The following is a 17,599-nucleotide window of genomic DNA, read 5'->3' as shown; positions in this document are numbered from 1 at the left end:
TCCCGTCGGGGATGGACTACCTGTAATGAGTGAATCACCGAGAGACTCCAGCGCCGAACCCGCAGTGGTCGACATCGTCGGCGTCGGGTTCGGTCCGGCCAACCTTGCGTTGGCCATCGCTGTCGAAGAGCACAATGCAAATTGTGCAGCCGTTGATCGGGTGAACGCGCGGTACTTCGAAAAGCAGTCTCAGTTCGCGTGGCATCCCGGGATGCTGCTCGACGGTGCCACGATGCAGATCGCGTTTCCGAAGGACCTGGTGACGTTCCGCAACCCACAGAGTGGATACAGCTTCTTCTCGTATCTGTTCGAGCAGGGGCGTCTGGTCGACTTCGTCAACCACCAGACCTTCTTTCCCACGCGCCACGAGTTCAACGACTACCTGTGCTGGGCAGCTCGACGAGTCGACGCGGACGTGCAGTTCGGTACGACCGTCGACGGGGTCGAGGGCATCAGGAATTCCGACGGCGCGGTGGATCGCTTTGCGGTTCGCACGGCCGACGGTGAAACGGTGATCGCGCGCAACATCGTCGTCGGCGCCGGACTGAAAGAGCGGATCCCGGAGTGGGCAACGCCGTCGTCCCGGTGCTTCCACAATCACCAGTTCCTCTTCCACCTCGAAGCAATGCCAGAGCCCGTACACAACAGGTTCGTCGTTCTCGGCGCCGGTCAGAGTGCCGCGGAGATCGTCGACTACCTGCATGCGAACTACCCGAACGCCGAAGTCCACAGTGTTTTTGCCCGCTACGGCTACAGCCCGGCAGACGACAGCCCTTACGCAAATCGCATCTTCGATCCCGAAGCCGTCGACCAACTGCACGGCGCCGACGCCGCGGAACGACGTCGACTTCTCGATTTGCACCGCAGTACCAATTACTCGGTCGTCGACATCGAACTGATCAACAAGCTCTATGCCACCGAGTACCAGGAGATGGTTCGCGGGCCGCGGCGGCTGTTCATGCGTCGGGCCTCGGAGATCACGAGTGCCGTGGAGACCGAATCCGGCATCGAACTGGCTGTTCGTAGCAATCTCGACGGCTTGACCGACACGCTCTCGTGCGACGCACTCATTCTGGCCACGGGTTTCACCCCGGCACCGCTGGACAATTTGTTGGGTGAACTCGTGCCGGATTCGTCCGTTCCGCGTAACGTCAGTCGGGATTATCGACTGGCTGTAACGGAGGACGTGACAGGCGGTATCTATCTGCAGGGTGGGACAGAACAGACTCACGGATTGACGTCGTCGCTGCTGTCGAACGTGGCAGTGCGGGCGGGGGAGATTCTGGCGTCGGTACTGAGCCACCAGAACCGAACTGGTGCGCTTGCTAGTCTGGGCGCACAAGACACGTACGTAACGAGTGAGGCGAGATGAGCACTAACCCTTTCGATGACGAAGACGGCCGCTTCTACGTGCTGGTGAACGACGAGGACCAGCACTCGCTGTGGCCCACGTTTTCCGAGGTCCCCGCCGGCTGGCGCGTGGTGTTCGGTGAAGACAGCCGCAAGGCATGCCTCGAATACGTCGAGGCGAACTGGACCGACATGCGTCCGAAGAGCCTGCGCGAAGCCATGGAAGCCGATCAGGCTGCCGGCGGAAAGCACGCAGTCGAGAGCTGATTCTCTCACCGCTCGGAACCCCCGAGTGAACAGAAAAGAGCTGGGCACCGTCAGGTGCCCAGCTCTTTCTGCTTGAACGACGCCTACTTCTCGGTGACGGGAACTCGACGCCTTCGCTTGCGGACCATCGGTCGACGTAGCGAGTCCACGCGCATCAGGATTCGTGGACGACGAAGCGTCCGCGCTCCCCATTCGCCGAGCGTCACGCCCGCGGCGAGGGCGCAGCCGATACCGAAGGCCGACAGCAAGGCGGTCAACCCGATCAGTACCTGGTCGTTGAGCAGCGCGTACAGGCCTCGGTACAGCGAAAGACCGGGGAGCAGCGGAGTGATGCCTGCGACCGCGACAACCAGCGGAGGCGTCAGGGCGCGGCGAGCCATCAGACCACCGGCAAGGCCGACGACTGTCGCTGCGATCGCGGCCGCGATCACGGGGCCGACGTCGAGTGTCTGCACGAAGATCGACACACCACTGCCTGCCGCACCGCCCAGGAACGCCGCGGTGAGTGCACGACGCTCGGCGTAGCAGGCGAGTGCATAGAAGACCGACGCACAGGCGCCGGAGAGCATGAGGATCGGCAACTGGGTGATGGTCGATACTTCGACGTTGATCGGTGGAAGCGTCGAACCCAACATTCCGGTCATCCGCAGTGAGATTGCGACACCCGCGATGATGCCGCCCGTCATCATCACCACTTCGAAGAACCGCGCGACAGCTGTAATGGGTGCACCCATGATCGCGTCCTGGACCGAGCCCACCAACGACAGCCCGGACAGTAGGACGACAACTCCGGCCGCGATGACCAGTGAGGGCCGGATACTGATCCCCAGCTGGTCCTGAAACGTATAGAGCGTGGCAGCGGGCGCAGCCGCGATGAGGCCACCGACAACCTGCTGGAAGAAGAACGGCAACCCGAACCGGTTCAGCACACGGTTGACGCGGTCGATCACCATCGTCGTCAAGAACGCGACTGTGGCAACGAGGAACCCGCCCCCGAGCAGGACGGAGACCGAAGCCGCCATCGCCGCCCAGGCCATTGTCGCGGTCCACCGGTTGTACGGGTGCGGCGCCGTCGTGATGGCTGTGAGAGCGTCGTGCGCTTGGTCCGGGGTGATCGCCTCACGGCGGATGCGACGCGTCAGACGGTCGACAGCCGCCAGTCGTGTGAAGTCCATCGACCGGTAGTGGACGATGCGCATCGTGCTCGCCGGCGGTCGCGTGGGGCCGCGATAGGCAGAGAGCACAATCGAGTTGTACGTGACGTCGACGTCACACTGGGCAAGGCCGTACGTGGCGGCGATGAACTGCACCTGCTCAGCGGTGTCCATGGCTGCGGTTCCGGATGCGAGGAGGACTTCGCCTACCCGAACCGCGAGGTCCAGGACCTCTGCGACGACGGCGTCGTCTGTCAGGTCGATCGGTTGAAGCGGCGCGGGAGCCGACGTGACCGTGTCGACGGTGGCTTGCCGGTTTCCCGTCAGGCGTGTGAGTACTTCGGTGAATTTCGCCATCAGGGGGCGGAGTGGGAGTTGCGCATGGGGCCCACGCTATCTAACGTGACCCGGGCGCGGCCACCGTGACGGCTTGGATATGATGGCTCCGCAAAGTCAGTCGCGGCAACGCGTCGGTCTTCGCCTCCTTAGCTCAGTGGTAGAGCACTCGCCTTGTAAGCGAAAGGTCGTCGGTTCAATCCCGACAGGAGGCTCCGAAACTCAGAGGCACTCACCGAGAATGTGGTGGGTGCCTCTGTGTTTGCTCAGGTGCTGCGTTTGCCGAGACGCTGTGTTTGCCGAGACGCTGTGTTTGCCAGGTCTCTCGGCTGCCTGCCAGGTTCAGTTGGTCTCAGGCTTGTTCGAAGCCTGGCGCGGGTCGATCGCGCCGTCGATGTACTGCTGGGCAATCACTCGCAGTTTGACGTTGCTTCGCTGCGAGTCCTGGATGAGGATGCGGAAGGCTCGGTCGGCGTCGACGCGGTGGGTGCCCATGATGATGCCCTTGGCCTGTTCGATGACGCCTCGCGATTCGAGTGCACGCTCGAGGTCCATCGCGTGCTTTCTGGCCATGTCGAGGCGCTGCGAGCTGTGCAGCGCGTAGGCCGAGGTGACGGCGAAGAGTTGGAGCAATGCCGCGTCGGCTCCGGTGAAACCTCGGAGGTCGTGGCTGTAGAGATTGAGAGTTCCGAGCGGGCGATCTCTACCGGGTAGCGGCATCGACAAGAAGCTGACGGCGCCGACTGCCTTTGCCGCGCTTGCGAATTGAGGCCACCGACTGTGGGCTTCGCTGGCATGTGCGCGTACAACCGTGCCGGTGCGTGACGACGTCACGCTCGGTCCGTAATCCAGTCGGAATTGGATCGAGTCGACGGTACGAACAAGTTGGTGGGTGGCGGCTACGGTTCGAAACGTCGAATCCGAACCCCCGATGGCAATGCCGGCCATGTCGGCGTCGGCGATGAGGTCGACGGCATGCTTGCAGACCTGTTCGAGGAATTGCTCTGCCTGGGCATGTGGATCGAGGTGTGCGTAGAGCGATTGCAAGGCGTCCGAGGCAGCGTCCAAGCTGTCTTGCGCAGCGGAATTTCGGCCCCCGGCAGGGGCGCGGTGTTCTCTGGCAATGCGCGGCGCCGTCATTGTCTCAACCACCCTTCCCCATCACGTCGCAGGCATGTCCGATTCGTCTCATTGTTGCACCGGACTAACTGTTGTGCACTCTGTTTCGGTGGACAAGTGTCTGATGGGCCGGACGGTTATGTGGGGCGCGCCACGTATGCCCAATCGTGATGTTTGATTCGGCCATTAGCGGGTAGTGCGCCAACTTCGGAATTATGTTGTCCTGCAACAGTTAACGTGAAAACTGCGACCGAAGTACAAGTTTTCTCCGCAATGGCGCGCAGGTCGCGAACTTGGCCTATTGTCAGCGCCAGCGCACAATCTTGTACGCGTAACCCGTAGACAGTGAAGGGGATACGACGATGAACGGACTGATCGCGGCTCTGAACAGTGGAATGACGGTCGGCTTGGCCAACACGATCCTGACTTTCGGCGGAATCATCATCAATCTCAATATCGTGATCAACAACTGACCGCGTAATCGGCGAGTAACCGTTTGTTATGCCGATTCGATCGGAAGGTCCGGCCCTGGGCGATCGCTTCGGCTCTTGAGCCATCGATTGGGAAGCTTGCCGGCCAGTTCTCCGAGTGGACCGACTGCAGCACTGAGGATTCCGACTGTTTCCTGAAGTACCTCGATGCTCGCGCTCATACGCTCGAGGTTGGGAGCAAGCGAAGTCAAGGTGTCGGACAGTGCAACGATCTGGTCAAGCGGGCCGCCTTCGGCGATGAGCCGTTCGAAGGCACCGTTTTCCGCCAAGAGTGTTTCGAGGATGCCGTTCTCGGCAAGTGCGCGATCGATGACGCCGTCCTTGGCAGTCAGGCGTTCGACGGCACCGTCCTGTGCTGTCAGGCGTTCCAGTGGGCCGTCCTCGGCCATCATTCGGTCGAGGAGTCCGTCCGGGGCGAGCAACCGCTCCAAAGCGCCGTTCTCGGCGAGCACTCGATCCAACGGTCCGCCCGGGGCCAGAAGTCTTTCGAGTGGTCCGCCGGGAGCGAGTAGTCGTTCGAGTGTGCCGTCGGGTGCAGTCAGTTTGTCGACCGGACCACCAGGTGAGAGCAGCCGGTCGAGCGGCCCACCGGGGGCCAAGGCCTGCCCGATGGGCCGATCGTCTGCAGTAAGCGATGACAACTGCTGGATCATCTGCATGGGTCCGCGGGGGCTCGCCAAGGTGGCAGCGCCCGCCGTCACGGCACCGGTATTACTGACGGCGATACGAACTGTCGTCACCGTCAGCTCGGCGATCCCCAAACTGATCTCTGCGGCTGCAATGCCCGCACGTAGGGGAAGCGTGAGCATCTCCAGCAGTTTCATGCGTTAACTGTAACCGGTAACACACAAACACTCACCTGGATCGCCGGTCAGTGAAGGACCTTCAGGCCGACGACACAACCGACGATTCCCAGGATCAGCAGAATCTTGACGATCGACGTGGACTCCGCGCCGGTGACCATCGCATATCCGACGGTCAGGGCGGCGCCGATGCCGACCCAGACCGCGTACGCAGTCCCGATGGGAAGGGTGCGCATTGCATACGCGAGGCCCGCCATACTGACGATCAGGCCGAGGATGAAGACGACGGTGGGGGACATTTTGCTGAATCCGTCGGACTTGCCGAGTGCGGTAGCCCAGACAGCTTCGAAAAGTCCGGAAATGACGAGCACGATCCATGCCATGGTGAACAACTCCCAAGGCACCGTCTTTTCGCTGGCCGGGTACGGTGCGCTCGTCCGGATGTCGTCGTTGACCAACCAACCATAGCAACAGAATTCTGCGCTACGGCCTGATCAGGTGGCGATTTAGGTCACCACCGCCGGTCGAACCCGCTTCAGATGGATGGCCACCATGGCCACCACGATCGTCGCCGTTGCAGCGAGAACAGCCAGAGGAGTCGGCGTGTTCACCGTGACAGGGCCATATTCGACGAGCGGACCGTTCGACCACCCGAATTCTTGCGCGGCCGGCTCCAAGAAGGTCGCTGAAACCGAGAACAGCGTAAGAGTGAAGGGCAGCACCGCCCCGCTCGAGACTGCCCCGACGGCAACAGGCAGGCAAGACGTGACGGCCAATCCCAACGCGAGCGGCAGGACAACGAAGTACGAAACCGTGGTCAGGGGGCTGTCCGACAATCCCGAGAGTGCGGTCACGCCAAGGAGTCCCAGCCCGAGTTGGGGCATCGGTCTTTTCCAGCCGACGACGACACCGAGCGCCAGGGCAGCAGCGCCCGCGGGCATCGCCCAAGTCCAGTCGGACGAAAAGCGGGTCGTGCTGATTGAAACCGCGCTGACTGCCAGTCCGACGAGTATGAAACGACCGTCGTGTGGCGACAAGCGCCAAGCCAGCGCGACCGTCACGGCAACCGAGATCGCCACTGCAGTCACCCAGGACTCAGGTGATGTCGACGTCGAGCCCAACGACACATAGAGAACCGTGAATGCCAGGGGCAGAACAACTCCCAGCGTCACCAGGCGTGTGTCGATGTCGCCAGGCTCCTGAGGCGGTCGTGCGACTGCGGCGACTCCACTCACGAGAAGGGTTGCAGCGAGCAGAATCCAGACGGAAACCGTGGACGGCACGGGATAGGAATCGCCCGGAAGTGTGAGCGACCACCTGGCGACGCGATCGCGCCACAAGTCTGCGGCGCCGAAGTACAGGGTCGTCGCGGTCACCCCGAGTGCGAGAGCAATTTGTGCTGCGCGGTGACTCTTCGTCGGATATGCCGCTGCTGCGAGGAAAGCGCCGGCTCCGATTGCGTTCAGAGTCACCGAAATCTGGGCGGAGACGGGGACGAATGCAGGTAGCGCGATGGCGAGGGCGCCGGCTACTGCGAAGACGGTCGCGAGACCGCCGCGAGCCCAGCGCTGTAGTAGTGCAACTCCGACGGCCGCAACCACAGCGGCGGTTGCTCCCGCCCACTGCGGCGGGATCACCACCGAGGTGAGGCCGTCGGAGAACGAGAAGTCGTCAACTCGAGACTCGGCCACTGCGTACGCGGCCACCACACCGCCGACCAGCGCGGACGCCACCGAACCGTAGAGCTGAGCGATTTGAACTGGGCTACGTTGCTGCATAATTCGTCGAATTTTCGCACAACTCGCCGATACGACTGATCGTCACATCGCCGTGCGGATCCATCCACACCGGTTCCCCGTCTCGAAGTCGAGGAAGAAGCAGATGGCGCCCTCGGCTCGGCCACTGAACGAAGTCGTATCCGGCCAATTTGGTCTGAACGATATCGGCGACCCACACCGCAGCGTCCGCGAATTCAGTATCCATCGACAGTGCGTTGAAGTAGCTGAATCCGCTGATGTCACGTGCGCCTTGCCAGCCGATCGTGACGTTGTAGTCGCTGTTTATCGAAAATTCCCAGATCAGACGATCGACAACAACTTCAGGTCCGAATCGCAGGCAACGCAGATCTTGGGCAACAGCCGCGAGGGCTTGTGCCCAAGACTCCGGCGCCGCGAAGCCGGGATCCTCGCCGGGATCGGAGTTGTTGGTGAACAGAGGAATACGCCAGGTCAAGCATTCCATGTTCCACAGTGGAGGTAGTGACATGCCGCATCCTTCCGGTTCGTGGGCCTGCACCCCAGCATTTCACCTGCACCCGGCCATTCACCTGCACCCAGCCGTTCACAGGAAGCTCCCAGGGAACATACAGCGAGAATCCAGTGGCAGGGGAGAAGATGGTTCTCGTGACCGACAAGACCCCCGAAGCCCGCATCCTCGTCGTCGACGACGAACCCACCATCGTGGAGTTGCTCTCCGTGAGCCTCCGATTCCAGGGCTTCGAGGTGGCAACTGCATCGAGCGGCGCCCAAGGCCTGGACGTCGCACGGACATTCCGTCCCGACGCGATCGTTCTCGACGTCATGATGCCCGGCATGGACGGGTTCGGTCTGCTCCGACGCCTCCGCGCCGACGGTGTGGACGCGCCGGTCCTGTTTCTGACCGCGAAAGATTCGCTCGACGACAAGATCAGCGGCCTGACCCTCGGCGCGGATGACTACGTGACCAAGCCGTTCAGCCTCGAAGAGGTCGTGACGAGGTTGCGGGTCATCCTGCGCCGCGCCGGCCGCGGTGTCGCGCCGGAGCAGTCGCCGCGGGTGAAGTTCGCCGACATCGAACTCGACGACGACACCCGCGAGGTCTGGAAGAAGGGCGAACTGGTTGCACTCTCGCCCACCGAGTTCACATTGCTCCGATACTTCATGGTCAACGCCGGGACTGTTCTCAGCAAGCCTCGGATTCTCGACCATGTCTGGAACTACGACTTCGGCGGGGAGGTCGGAGTTGTCGAGTCCTACGTGTCCTACCTGCGTCGCAAGGTGGATACGGGGGAGACACCGCTGATCCACACATTGCGTGGGGTCGGCTACGTGATGCGTGAACCGCGGCAATGATCGCCGCCGCGGAAAACGATCAGCTTCCGAAGCGGGGTCGTTTCCGTCTCCACTCACTGCCGCTGCGCTTCACCCTGGTTGCGGCCTTGCTGGTGTTGGCGGCGCTGGGGTTGTTGGCGTCGGGCGTGGCGGTCACTTCGGCGCTCGAGAATTCACTGACCCAGCGAACCGACAAAACGCTGTACGAGGCGGTCGACGGTTGGGCAAAGCCGCACACCAGAGATCTACAGCCGCCCAGTGACGTCGGCCCGGGCACCCGCCCACCCAGCCCCTTCTTCGTCCGGACCGTGACCACGGACGGTCGGGTGATCGTCCTGAACGACAAGTCGACGACCACCGAACCCGACCTGTCCAAAGATTCCACCAAAGGCCCGATCACCGTCGGATCGAGCGATGGTTCGGACGTGAACTGGCGAGTTCTCACGACGGTCCGCGACGGCACGACCACGACTATCGGTGTGCGACTGACGGATAACGAGCAGACCGTCGACGACTTGGTCGGGCTGCAACTCGGCATCGGTCTGGTTGTTCTGCTGATCCTCGGCGGCGGAGCCTATTTCGTCGTTCGTCGGAGCCTGCGTCCCCTGGTCGAGGTGGAGGAAACCGCCGCTGCCATTGCCGCCGGCGACCTTCATCGACGCGTTCCGGAGCGTGACGACCGCACCGAAGTCGGCCGATTGTCCGTGGCACTCAACGGAATGCTCGCGCAGATTCAACACGCATTTGCCGCGACCGAGGCTTCGGAGGAATCAGCACGGCGTTCCGAGGAGAAGATGCGTAGATTTGTCGGCGACGCCAGCCACGAGTTGCGCACACCCTTGACGACTATCCGTGGATTCGCCGAGTTGTATCGCCAAGGGGCGATGACGGATACGGCAACGCTGATGAACCGGATCGAGGGCGAGGCGTCGAGGATGGGTCTCCTGGTCGAGGACCTACTCATGCTGGCCAGACTCGACGAACAGCGACCGCTCGAGAACAAGCCGGTGGATCTGCTTGCAGTTGTGGCGGATTCGGTGCAGGCGGCGCGAGCGATCGCACCGGATCGAACTGTCGAACTGCAGATGACCGGGGGCCCAGGCCTACCCGAGGTGCACGGCGACGAGGCCAGACTGCGTCAGGTAGTCGCCAATCTGGTGGGCAACGCGATCAAACACACGCCGCCGGATGCACAGGTCACAGTTCGTGTCGGTACAACCGAGAACTCCGCGGTGGTCGAGGTTTCGGATACCGGTCAGGGCCTGAGTGAAGAGGATGCCGCGCGGATCTTCGAGCGTTTCTACCGCGCGGACACCTCTCGCACCCGCGAGACCGGAGGCGCCGGTCTCGGCCTGTCCATTGTTTCGGCCTTGGTTGCCGCGCACGCCGGAACCGTCAGCGTCGAGACGGCCCTCGGGCAAGGGACGACGTTCCGCGTCGAATTGCCGCGTGATCCGAAGGACGACTGACGAGGAACTACCGGAACCGGTCTCTCAGAAGTAGGTGTGCACCGTACCGACGACGCGGTAGTCCGAGTCCACCTCGGGAATCAGTGACCACTTGTCGAACGTGGTGCAGGGGTGCGAGATTCCGCAACCGAGCAGATCTCCGACCTTCACGTCGAAGTCAGCTGGAACGTCGACGTACGCGTGCTGGTCGTTGAGGGCGGTGATCGTCAGCTCTCGCGCCGATCGGTTGGATCCGTCGCGTCGGCGCCACAGGACTATGGGGAAGCCTGCGTCGGATCCGACGTCGCGACGACCGAAGCCCAGGATCGCGCGGCCGGGCTCAGGTATGGAGAGCACTACGCCCCAGACCTCAGCGGCTCCCTGCAGGGTTCGCGGACCATCCGCCCACGGCGAAGTCTCGGCATAGAGACCGTGATCGTGGGTGATGTAGCAACCGCTGCGCAGGACGACGCGTACACCGTTGTCGAGTGCCCAGCGGCCGGCCAGCTCGCGCACCACAAGATCGTGGAAAGCGCTGCCGCCGAACGTGACCAGTGGCCTGGGAGCCTTCGCGGAGTTGTTCTCGAACAGGTTCTCGGCGACACAGATTTCCGTGAACACCCGCGCGGATTTGAGATATGAATCGACGGAAATGCGACGGGCGGCCACCGAGGCTCCGGGCATCATGCCCTCGAATCCCTCGACTCCGGTGACTGTCAACGAAGGAGACTGCGCCGCCGCACGTGCAACGTCGAGAGCTTGCTCGACAGTGCGAGCACCCGCGCGTCCGCTGTCGTATCCGAGTTCGACGAGAACCCGGATACGGCTGGCCGGTGATACTTTCGCTATCAACTGTTCCATCAGCCGGACGCTCTCGACGGAGTCGACGAGGGTGGTGACGAAGAAATCAGGGTCGGTGGCCTGAGCGTCGCAGATCCACCGAATGCCGGCGGGATCGAGAACCTGGCTGGCGATGATGATCGTGTCCACACCGAATTCACGCAGAATGCGTGCCTGCGCAACGGTTGCCGCCGTCATCGCCCAAGCACCGGCGTCGAGTTGGCGACGAACCAGTTCGGGGCTCATCGTGGTCTTCGCGTGGGGCGCCAGATCCACGTCGTGATCGGAACAGAACTGCGCCATGAGGTCGACGTTGTGCTCGATCGCTGCACGATTGAGTGTCATCACGGGTAGTAGGAGGTTGCCGTCGAGTGCAGAGATCGCCAGTGGCTCGAGGTCGGAGCCGTCGCGACCTTCGAGGTCGGTGCCGAATGCCTTGTGCTGCCAACCGATCGGGGGGTTCGCGAAATCCGTCATGGCATCGATTGTGCCGTTGATTGCAGACGAAGTGTTCATGTGTAGTGACTTTCTGTCAGAACTATGCAGGTCAGAACGTAATCGGGCTACGAGCGGCGTACCGGACGACCGGGCAACGCGTCCTCGACCACGGCACCGCCTTCGACGACGGGTACTCCGCCGACGAGCACGCGGCTGATTCCGGTGGAGGGGCGAGTGCCGTCGATGTAGGTAGCATTGTCGGTGATCCGCTCGGGGTCGAAAACGAGGATGTCCGCGTCGCTACCGGGGCTGATCCGACCTTTCGACGCCATCGAGGGAACCGACTCCTCCAGAATCTGCGCGGGGATCAACGAGCAGCGCGCGATGATCTCCGACAGCGACAGCAGTTGGCGCTCGCGGTACAGGGTACGAATCGCACGCGCATAGGTACCGGCGCCGCGGGGATGGCCGAGTGCCTTCTCCGGCAACGGCCACTGCAATGCATCGGCAGACGAACGGCCAGGCCAGGTCAGTGGCATCGCGTCGCTCGCGATGGCGGCGCGGTCGAAAGTCATCGCCCTTTCGAGGAACTCACGCTGCACGGTGTCGTTCTCGTCGAGGAACTCCACCAGCACCAGTCCACCGGGGTCGGTTGCCCGAAGGTGTTCCAGCTGTTTGCGGTCCGCGATACGTTCACCGGTGGGTACGAATGTCAGCGATCGTGGTGTCAGATTCATCAGATGAAGTTTGTCGGGATCGAGAAACGCAGCGCCGATGGCCGTCGACCCGGAACCGTACGGATACGCCTCCGTCGTGACGCGTGATCCGGCAGCCTGAACTTGTGCCACCACCGACAGTGCATGGTCGACGTGCATTCCCGAGGTGCTGTTGACGTGGCAGTAGTGCATGTGTGCGCCGGTTTCGGCTGCTGCACGGGCGATTTCGACGGCACCGTCCACCGGGCTCGACGGATCGGCCGAGATGAGCGGGCGCGCATGGGTGTAGGTGGGAACACCGGCGCGGGCCGCGAGATTCGCCACCTGCAAGTACTCGGTCGGATCGGATTTCGGGGCGTACCCGACCACCACTCCGATACCGAGAGCGCCTGCGGCCAGATCGTTTTCGAGAAGTTCGAGAATGTGTGCACGCTGCGAGGCAGATGGTTCGCCCTGCCAGCTCGGGGAACCGAGATGGTGCAGGAGCGTTCTGATGTCGCCGTCGGGATCGGCTCCCGAGAGTTCGATCATTCGGGCGTGAGCCCACGACGTCGCGTAGCCGTAGTTGATCGGGCGGCCCTCGGCGCCGGCCCGCGCATATGCTTTCGCGACAGGAATGACACCGGCTTCCAGTTCGAGGGCCGTGGTGACTCCGTCCAACGCCTGAAGTCGCTGCTCGGCGATTTCCTGTCCGTGGCTGTGCAGGTCGATGAATCCGGGGCAGATCACCTGACCGGTCACGTCGATCGTTTGCCGGGCTTCGATCGCGTCGTGACCCCACGCCGAGACCTTGCCGCCGGTGATCGCGATGCCCCGAACGTCGTCGGTTCCCGATGCGGGATCGACGACGCGGCCGCCGGTGAACACGATGTCGTGGACCTGCATCAGAGTTGCACTCCTGTCGTTGGTCGAACCGCCTGGCCCGGCGAATGTCCCGATGGTTTCACGGCTCGGGTATCGGATTCTGGTGTGAACGTCCCAAATGGAGGCCGACTCACCGTTCGAGCGGACAAGAAACGGATGCGCTCGAGTGTGAAGGTGAAAGCGAAGTTATCAATTCAGCCGATTGAGATCGATGGAGGACAGGAATGCACGTCTATATTTCGGTGGACATGGAGGGTATCGCGGGTATCGCGACGCTCGATCAGACGATCCGCGGCGGTGGCGGCTACCACCGTGCGCAGATGCTCATGACCGCCGAGACCAATGCTGCGATCGCCGGTGCGTTCGACGCCGGTGCGACGAGCGTCCTGGTCAACGACAGCCACGGAACGATGGACAATCTGCTTCACGCCGACCTGGATCCACGGGCGCGTCTGATCTTCGGAACACCGAAGATGCAGTGCATGGCGGAGGGACTGACGTCCGATCACGACGTCGCCCTGTTCGTCGGCTACCACGCACCCGCCGGTGGCCCCGGCGTCCTGGCTCACACGTTCTCGAGTTTGTTCGCGGACGTCCGCCTCGACGGCGAGTCCGTCTCCGAGACCGACGTCAACACTCTCTACGCGGCGACGCAGGGCGTTCCCGTCGGCCTGGTGACGGGTGACGACATCATCTGCGGCCTGGTGGACGCGGCCTCGCCGACGACGGAGACCGTCGAGGTCAAGAAGGCACATGGATGGTCGGCAACCAATTCGCTGCCGCCGTCGTTGGCGTGCGAGCAGATCCGGGCAGGCGCCGAGCGTGCAGTGCGCAAGGCCGACACTCTGAAGCCGGTCGAGCTGCGTGACGAATGGACCCTCGAGATCGTTCACCCCACCACCACGGGAGCTGAACTGGCCGAGGCTGTTCCCGGCTCGCGACGGATTTCGGACCGCACGATTTCGCACACACTCGGCAGCGTCGACGACATTCTCGGTCTGATCACTGTCAATGCTCGGCTTGCAGCCGCAGGCGTCTCGACGATCGTGGCAGTCGCCAATCGCACGTAATGCAGTAACGACTCGACCTCGAATGCCGCCGACACCGTGTGTGTCGGCGGCATTTGTCATCTGTTGGGGCAGAACATGTTCCGATCGACCAAACGTTGCCTCGGGTATTGGTGGGACGAACCAATGCGGTAGACGTGTTCGCTGTCACACTTCATCAGGCTTTCAACGTTCTAGTCCATGTGGCACAAGACAATCCGGGAGGCTTGATGAAGGCGGAACGCGTCACAGTCGAAGAACCATCGCACACAAGTGGTGGAGCGGTTCGAACAATGATGGACAACAAGTCGATTCGACGCACAACCACCGTTACGGTCGGACTGCTCAGTACGATCTGGTTGATCGACATGGTGGATCGTGTGATGATCGGGCTTGCGCTTCCGATGATCGGCGACGAATTCTCCCTCAGCAGTACACAGTTGGGCGGAGTAGTCTCGGTCTTCGCGATCTTCTACATGCTCGGGCAGGTCCCCGGCGGCATGCTGGCCGACCGCTACGGACCCCGGCCACTGTTGATCGTGGCTTTGATCCTGTGGTCGGTGTTCACCGCATTGACAGGGTTCGCGTGGGGTCTCGTCTCGCTGATGGTCATGCGTGCGATGTTCGGCATCAGCCAGGGGCTCTTTCCGGCTGCGTCGTTCAAGGCGTTGGCAGAGCGGACGCGTCCGAAAACCAGAGCAACCGCGATGGGTTTCATGCTCGGCGCCAACAATCTCGGCCCTGGCGTCGCACCGCTGATCATCGCACCGGTTCTCATGGCGGTGGGGTGGCGTGACGCGTTCTGGCTGGTGGCGATCGTCGGCGCCGCGATCGGCACGGTGGTGTGGTTGGTGCTGCCGGCACCGTTGGACACGAAGATCTCGGAAGATCCCGAGGCTGCGCTGCAACCGCTGGCGAGTGCTCACTCGCGCGCCGCGGTGTTCAAGTCCGCGTCCGTCTGGAAGTTTGCGATTCTGTTCTGTCTGAGCAACATGTCCGCGTACGGGCTGATGACCTGGGTGCCGAGTTATCTGCTCAACGACAAGGGGCTCTCGCTGATCGACACGGGGATCTTCGCCGCGATCCCCTTCATCGTCACGGCTTTGGCCACGATTCTGGGCGGGCGATTGGTGGACAAGTACTTCCACGACCGGGCCCGGATTCTTCTGGTTCCGTGTATGGCCACGTCGGCAGTCCTGTTGTTCCTGATGACCACCGCCGACACCGTGGCGATGTTCACGTTCTACGAGACCTTGGCTCTAGGAATCAGCGGTCTGTGTTCGATGTCGATCTTCGCGATGCCGTTGAGGGCACTTCCTGCCGAATTCCTCGGTTCCGGAATGGGTTTGATCAACGGTTGTGGTCAGTTCGCCGGTTTCGTCACGCCGCTCGTGATGGGATGGATGGTGGACCAGTTCTCGTACATGGCTGCGTTCGGAGTCCTGGTCGGAGCGACGAGCGCTGCCGCATTGGTGGCCATGATCGTTCCGCAGACCCCAGCGAAATTCTGAGAAGGAGACCGAAGATGTCGGCAACGGACGGCACACGAAAGATCGAAGACGACGTCGTCACCGATTTTTCCGAGAAGATGAGTTACGGGGCCTACCTCGGACTCGATACCCTCCTGGATTCGCAGCATCCGGTGAGCGATCCGGAGCACCACGACGAACTCTTGTTCATCATTCAGCACCAGACCAGCGAGTTGTGGCTCAAGCTGTTTCTCCACGAGATACGGGCGGCCAGAGCAGCTATAGCTGCCGACGACATCCGGGTCGCTTTCAAGCGCATCGCGCGCGTCAAACACATTCAGGCCACACTGACTGAGCAGTGGTCGGTGTTGGCGACACTGACGCCGGCGGAGTATGCGGAGTTCAGGGGCGTTCTCGGCAACTCGTCGGGGTTCCAGTCGTACCAGTACCGCGCCGTGGAATTCGTGCTCGGAAACAAGAACGCCGGCATGCTGAAGGTGTTCGAATCGGATCCGTCCGCCCATCGATTGTTGGAGACCCTGCTCGGGGAGCCGACACTGTACGACGAGTTCTGGCGGTACCTGTCCAGGCAGGGGTACGACGTTCCGGCGTCGGCTCTCGAACGAGACGTCAGCGCGCCCTACGTGCGAAACGACGAACTGATTCCGCTGGTCAAGGCGATCTACGAGAACGTCGAACAGCACTGGACGGCGTACGAGGCATTCGAGGAGTTGGTCGACCTCGAGGAGAGCTTCCAGTTGTGGCGGTTCCGGCACCTTCGGACGGTGCTGCGCGTGATCGGCATGAAGAAGGGGACCGGCGGATCGAGTGGTGGTGCCGGGTTCCTGCAACGTGCGTTGGAGTTGAGCTTCTTCCCCGAGCTGTTAGCCGCTCGAACCGAGATCGGAACCTGACATACCTGCTTCATGACACGGCTGCCTATTACAGACAGCCGTTCGTGGCACACGACGAATCCCGGCCCGAAGGACAGGAGTCTTCGACAAGATCCGACCGGGGTGGTTCGACCAAGCTGAACTTGCGAAGTTGCAAGTCGGTGACAGGAGAGCGTCGGAGTGGACAAGAAGACAATGGTGGCGGACCTGGCGGCACTGGTAACCGCCGAGTCGCCCAGTTCCGACCTCAGCGCAGTCGATGCGTGTGCGGACGTGGTGGCCGAGATCGGTGAACGCCATCTCGGGAGCGCACCGGAACGTATTCGCATCGACGGTCGTCAGCACTTGCGTTGGTCCTTCGGCAAGGAACCGAAGGTGATGCTCCTGGGCCATTTCGACACTGTCTGGCCGCTCGGAACGCTCGCGGAGTTGCCCTGGTCGGTCACCGACAACATCGCCACCGGACCCGGAGTCTTCGACATGAAGGCCGGCATCGTCCAGCTCTTTCATGCGCTCGCATCGCTTCCGTCGCTCGACGGAGTGGTCGTGCTCCTCAATTCCGACGAGGAGATCGGCTCCCCGACCTCGCGCGCACTGATCGAGGAGCAAGCGCGTCAGGTCGACGCAGTGCTGGTCCTCGAAGCCGCAGCCGACGGCGCAGTGAAGACCGCGCGCAAGGGTATGTCGCTGTACTGCGTCGACATCGAGGGACGCGCTGCACACGCCGGACTGGAACCGGAACGCGGTGTGAACGCTGTAGTGGAGCTCGCACATCAGATTCAGGCCGTGGTGGAGCTCGCGGACCCGGCGGCGGGAACGTCGGTGGTGCCGTCGGTGATCAGTGGCGGAACCACCACCAATACCGTTGCAGCGCAAGCGCAACTGTGGTGTGACGTTCGAATGTGGTCGGCGAAGGAACAGGAACGCATCGATCGTTCGATCCGCGCGCTGGTGCCGGTGCTGGCCGAAAGTCGAATTTCGGTGACCGGAGGACCCAACCGTGGGCCCCTGGAATCCGCGTCGTCGGAGAAGCTGTACTTTCTCGCTCATCAGGTCAGCAGTGAGAGCGGGTTGGGAATGCTGCGCGACTGCGCCGTCGGCGGTGCCTCGGACGGAAACTTCACCGCTGCAGTCGGAACCCCGACGTTGGACGGCCTCGGTGCCGTCGGCGGTGGGGCCCATGCAGCCACAGAACACGTAGAGATAGATCAGATGATCCCGCGCGCCACGTTGCTGGCCGGTCTGGTGACTCGAGTCCTGGAGGGAGGACTGTGAC

16 protein-coding genes, 1 tRNA gene and 1 riboswitch are annotated in these 17,599 nt (G+C 62.4%); of the genes, 9 read left to right on the top strand and 8 right to left on the bottom strand.

Translation table 11 applies throughout. The features are described from left to right. Positions 1 to 25: 25 nt before the first annotated feature. The gene (locus ACFWAD_RS22210) at positions 26 to 1,372 is read left to right on the top strand and encodes a lysine N(6)-hydroxylase/L-ornithine N(5)-oxygenase family protein (RefSeq protein WP_378547741.1); all 1,347 of its coding nucleotides are present in this window, start codon (positions 26 to 28) and stop codon (positions 1,370 to 1,372) included. Then, complete coding sequence (locus ACFWAD_RS22205) at positions 1,369 to 1,617, top strand: MbtH family protein (protein ID WP_003945538.1); 249 nt, start codon at positions 1,369 to 1,371, stop codon at positions 1,615 to 1,617. The genes ACFWAD_RS22210 and ACFWAD_RS22205 overlap by 4 nt, the downstream gene beginning before the upstream one ends. Before the next feature lie 83 nt (positions 1,618 to 1,700). Here the strand turns inward: ACFWAD_RS22205 and ACFWAD_RS22200 are convergent, their stop codons facing one another. Beyond that, entirely contained in the window at positions 1,701 to 3,128 is a 1,428-nt protein-coding gene (locus tag ACFWAD_RS22200; protein ID WP_007734361.1) for a threonine/serine exporter ThrE family protein, read from the bottom strand. A gap of 122 nt (positions 3,129 to 3,250) precedes the next feature. Here ACFWAD_RS22200 and ACFWAD_RS22195 point away from each other — a divergent pair. Further along, positions 3,251 to 3,322: transfer RNA gene (locus tag ACFWAD_RS22195), tRNA-Thr, on the top strand. A 127-nt stretch (positions 3,323 to 3,449) separates the two neighbouring features. Here ACFWAD_RS22195 and ACFWAD_RS22190 read toward each other — a convergent pair. The 5 genes from ACFWAD_RS22190 to ACFWAD_RS22170 all read right to left on the bottom strand — a co-directional run bounded on the left by ACFWAD_RS22190 (position 3,450) and on the right by ACFWAD_RS22170 (position 7,785). Continuing rightward, positions 3,450 to 4,247: an ANTAR domain-containing protein gene (locus tag ACFWAD_RS22190; protein WP_378547738.1), complete on the bottom strand. Its 798-nt coding sequence runs from the start codon at positions 4,245 to 4,247 to the stop codon at positions 3,450 to 3,452. A gap of 478 nt (positions 4,248 to 4,725) precedes the next feature. Beyond that, the gene (locus ACFWAD_RS22185; RefSeq protein ID WP_230814902.1) at positions 4,726 to 5,541 is read right to left on the bottom strand and encodes an ABC transporter; all 816 of its coding nucleotides are present in this window, start codon (positions 5,539 to 5,541) and stop codon (positions 4,726 to 4,728) included. Positions 5,542 to 5,588: 47 nt separating this feature from the next. Next, complete coding sequence (locus ACFWAD_RS22180) at positions 5,589 to 5,903, bottom strand: multidrug efflux SMR transporter (RefSeq protein ID WP_230815099.1); 315 nt, start codon at positions 5,901 to 5,903, stop codon at positions 5,589 to 5,591. Positions 5,904 to 5,917: 14 nt separating this feature from the next. Continuing rightward, a riboswitch (guanidine-III (ykkC-III) riboswitch) is annotated at positions 5,918 to 5,980 on the bottom strand. Between the two features lie 46 nt (positions 5,981 to 6,026). Next, on the bottom strand, positions 6,027 to 7,298 hold the full coding sequence (locus ACFWAD_RS22175) for a hypothetical protein (RefSeq protein WP_378547735.1): 1,272 nt from the start codon (positions 7,296 to 7,298) through the stop codon (positions 6,027 to 6,029). Beyond that, complete coding sequence (locus tag ACFWAD_RS22170; protein WP_378547732.1) at positions 7,285 to 7,785, bottom strand: hypothetical protein; 501 nt, start codon at positions 7,783 to 7,785, stop codon at positions 7,285 to 7,287. The genes ACFWAD_RS22175 and ACFWAD_RS22170 overlap by 14 nt, the downstream gene beginning before the upstream one ends. Positions 7,786 to 7,913: 128 nt before the next feature. Between ACFWAD_RS22170 and ACFWAD_RS22165 the strand changes: the two genes are divergently transcribed. Both ACFWAD_RS22165 and ACFWAD_RS22160 read left to right on the top strand, forming a co-directional pair. After that, positions 7,914 to 8,630 carry a response regulator transcription factor gene (locus ACFWAD_RS22165; RefSeq protein WP_007734368.1) on the top strand — a complete coding sequence of 239 codons (717 nt, stop codon included), beginning with the start codon at positions 7,914 to 7,916 and terminating at the stop codon, positions 8,628 to 8,630. Continuing rightward, positions 8,627 to 10,078 carry a sensor histidine kinase gene (locus ACFWAD_RS22160; RefSeq protein ID WP_378547729.1) on the top strand — a complete coding sequence of 484 codons (1,452 nt, stop codon included), beginning with the start codon at positions 8,627 to 8,629 and terminating at the stop codon, positions 10,076 to 10,078. Before ACFWAD_RS22165 ends, ACFWAD_RS22160 begins: the two co-directional genes overlap by 4 nt. A 24-nt stretch (positions 10,079 to 10,102) precedes the next feature. On the opposite strand, the gene ACFWAD_RS22155 is transcribed toward ACFWAD_RS22160, so the two are convergent. Next, positions 10,103 to 11,413, bottom strand: a complete 1,311-nt coding sequence (locus ACFWAD_RS22155; RefSeq protein WP_378547726.1) for an alanine racemase — start codon at positions 11,411 to 11,413, stop codon at positions 10,103 to 10,105. Between the two features lie 47 nt (positions 11,414 to 11,460). After that, a complete protein-coding gene (locus ACFWAD_RS22150) occupies positions 11,461 to 12,936 on the bottom strand; it encodes an amidohydrolase family protein (protein WP_378547723.1) in 1,476 nt (491 codons plus the stop codon). A 203-nt stretch (positions 12,937 to 13,139) separates the two neighbouring features. Here ACFWAD_RS22150 and ACFWAD_RS22145 point away from each other — a divergent pair, with 203 nt between their 5' ends. The 4 genes from ACFWAD_RS22145 (at position 13,140) to ACFWAD_RS22130 (ending at position 17,598) form a co-directional block, all read left to right on the top strand. Beyond that, entirely contained in the window at positions 13,140 to 13,985 is an 846-nt protein-coding gene (locus ACFWAD_RS22145) for a M55 family metallopeptidase (protein WP_378547720.1), read from the top strand. A 269-nt stretch (positions 13,986 to 14,254) separates the two neighbouring features. Next, positions 14,255 to 15,472, top strand: coding sequence for an MFS transporter (locus ACFWAD_RS22140; protein ID WP_378547717.1), 1,218 nt, complete (start codon positions 14,255 to 14,257; stop codon positions 15,470 to 15,472). A gap of 14 nt (positions 15,473 to 15,486) precedes the next feature. Beyond that, complete coding sequence (locus tag ACFWAD_RS22135) at positions 15,487 to 16,344, top strand: tryptophan 2,3-dioxygenase (protein ID WP_378547714.1); 858 nt, start codon at positions 15,487 to 15,489, stop codon at positions 16,342 to 16,344. A gap of 159 nt (positions 16,345 to 16,503) precedes the next feature. Next, positions 16,504 to 17,598: a M20 family metallopeptidase gene (locus tag ACFWAD_RS22130; protein WP_378547711.1), complete on the top strand. Its 1,095-nt coding sequence runs from the start codon at positions 16,504 to 16,506 to the stop codon at positions 17,596 to 17,598. Position 17,599: the final 1 nt, after the last annotated feature.

This window comes from Rhodococcus sp. NPDC059969 (assembly GCF_042738325.1).
Taxonomy (GTDB): domain Bacteria; phylum Actinomycetota; class Actinomycetes; order Mycobacteriales; family Mycobacteriaceae; genus Rhodococcus_F.
This window is presented reverse-complemented; position numbering and strand designations above follow the sequence as displayed.

Excerpts from the sequence above, each read along its gene's own strand:
- ACFWAD_RS22210 (WP_378547741.1), top strand. The coding sequence starts at position 26 with ATGAGTGAATCACCGAGAGACTCCAGCGCCGAACCCGCAGTGGTCGAC.
- ACFWAD_RS22205 (WP_003945538.1), top strand. The coding sequence starts at position 1,369 with ATGAGCACTAACCCTTTCGATGACGAAGACGGCCGCTTCTACGTGCTG.
- ACFWAD_RS22200 (WP_007734361.1), bottom strand. The coding sequence starts at position 3,128 with ATGGCGAAATTCACCGAAGTACTCACACGCCTGACGGGAAACCGGCAA.
- ACFWAD_RS22190 (WP_378547738.1), bottom strand. The coding sequence starts at position 4,247 with ATGACGGCGCCGCGCATTGCCAGAGAACACCGCGCCCCTGCCGGGGGC.
- ACFWAD_RS22185 (WP_230814902.1), bottom strand. The coding sequence starts at position 5,541 with ATGAAACTGCTGGAGATGCTCACGCTTCCCCTACGTGCGGGCATTGCA.
- ACFWAD_RS22180 (WP_230815099.1), bottom strand. The coding sequence starts at position 5,903 with ATGGCATGGATCGTGCTCGTCATTTCCGGACTTTTCGAAGCTGTCTGG.
- ACFWAD_RS22175 (WP_378547735.1), bottom strand. The coding sequence starts at position 7,298 with ATGCAGCAACGTAGCCCAGTTCAAATCGCTCAGCTCTACGGTTCGGTG.
- ACFWAD_RS22170 (WP_378547732.1), bottom strand. The coding sequence starts at position 7,785 with ATGTCACTACCTCCACTGTGGAACATGGAATGCTTGACCTGGCGTATT.
- ACFWAD_RS22165 (WP_007734368.1), top strand. The coding sequence starts at position 7,914 with ATGGTTCTCGTGACCGACAAGACCCCCGAAGCCCGCATCCTCGTCGTC.
- ACFWAD_RS22160 (WP_378547729.1), top strand. The coding sequence starts at position 8,627 with ATGATCGCCGCCGCGGAAAACGATCAGCTTCCGAAGCGGGGTCGTTTC.
- ACFWAD_RS22155 (WP_378547726.1), bottom strand. The coding sequence starts at position 11,413 with ATGAACACTTCGTCTGCAATCAACGGCACAATCGATGCCATGACGGAT.
- ACFWAD_RS22150 (WP_378547723.1), bottom strand. The coding sequence starts at position 12,936 with ATGCAGGTCCACGACATCGTGTTCACCGGCGGCCGCGTCGTCGATCCC.
- ACFWAD_RS22145 (WP_378547720.1), top strand. The coding sequence starts at position 13,140 with ATGCACGTCTATATTTCGGTGGACATGGAGGGTATCGCGGGTATCGCG.
- ACFWAD_RS22140 (WP_378547717.1), top strand. The coding sequence starts at position 14,255 with ATGATGGACAACAAGTCGATTCGACGCACAACCACCGTTACGGTCGGA.
- ACFWAD_RS22135 (WP_378547714.1), top strand. The coding sequence starts at position 15,487 with ATGTCGGCAACGGACGGCACACGAAAGATCGAAGACGACGTCGTCACC.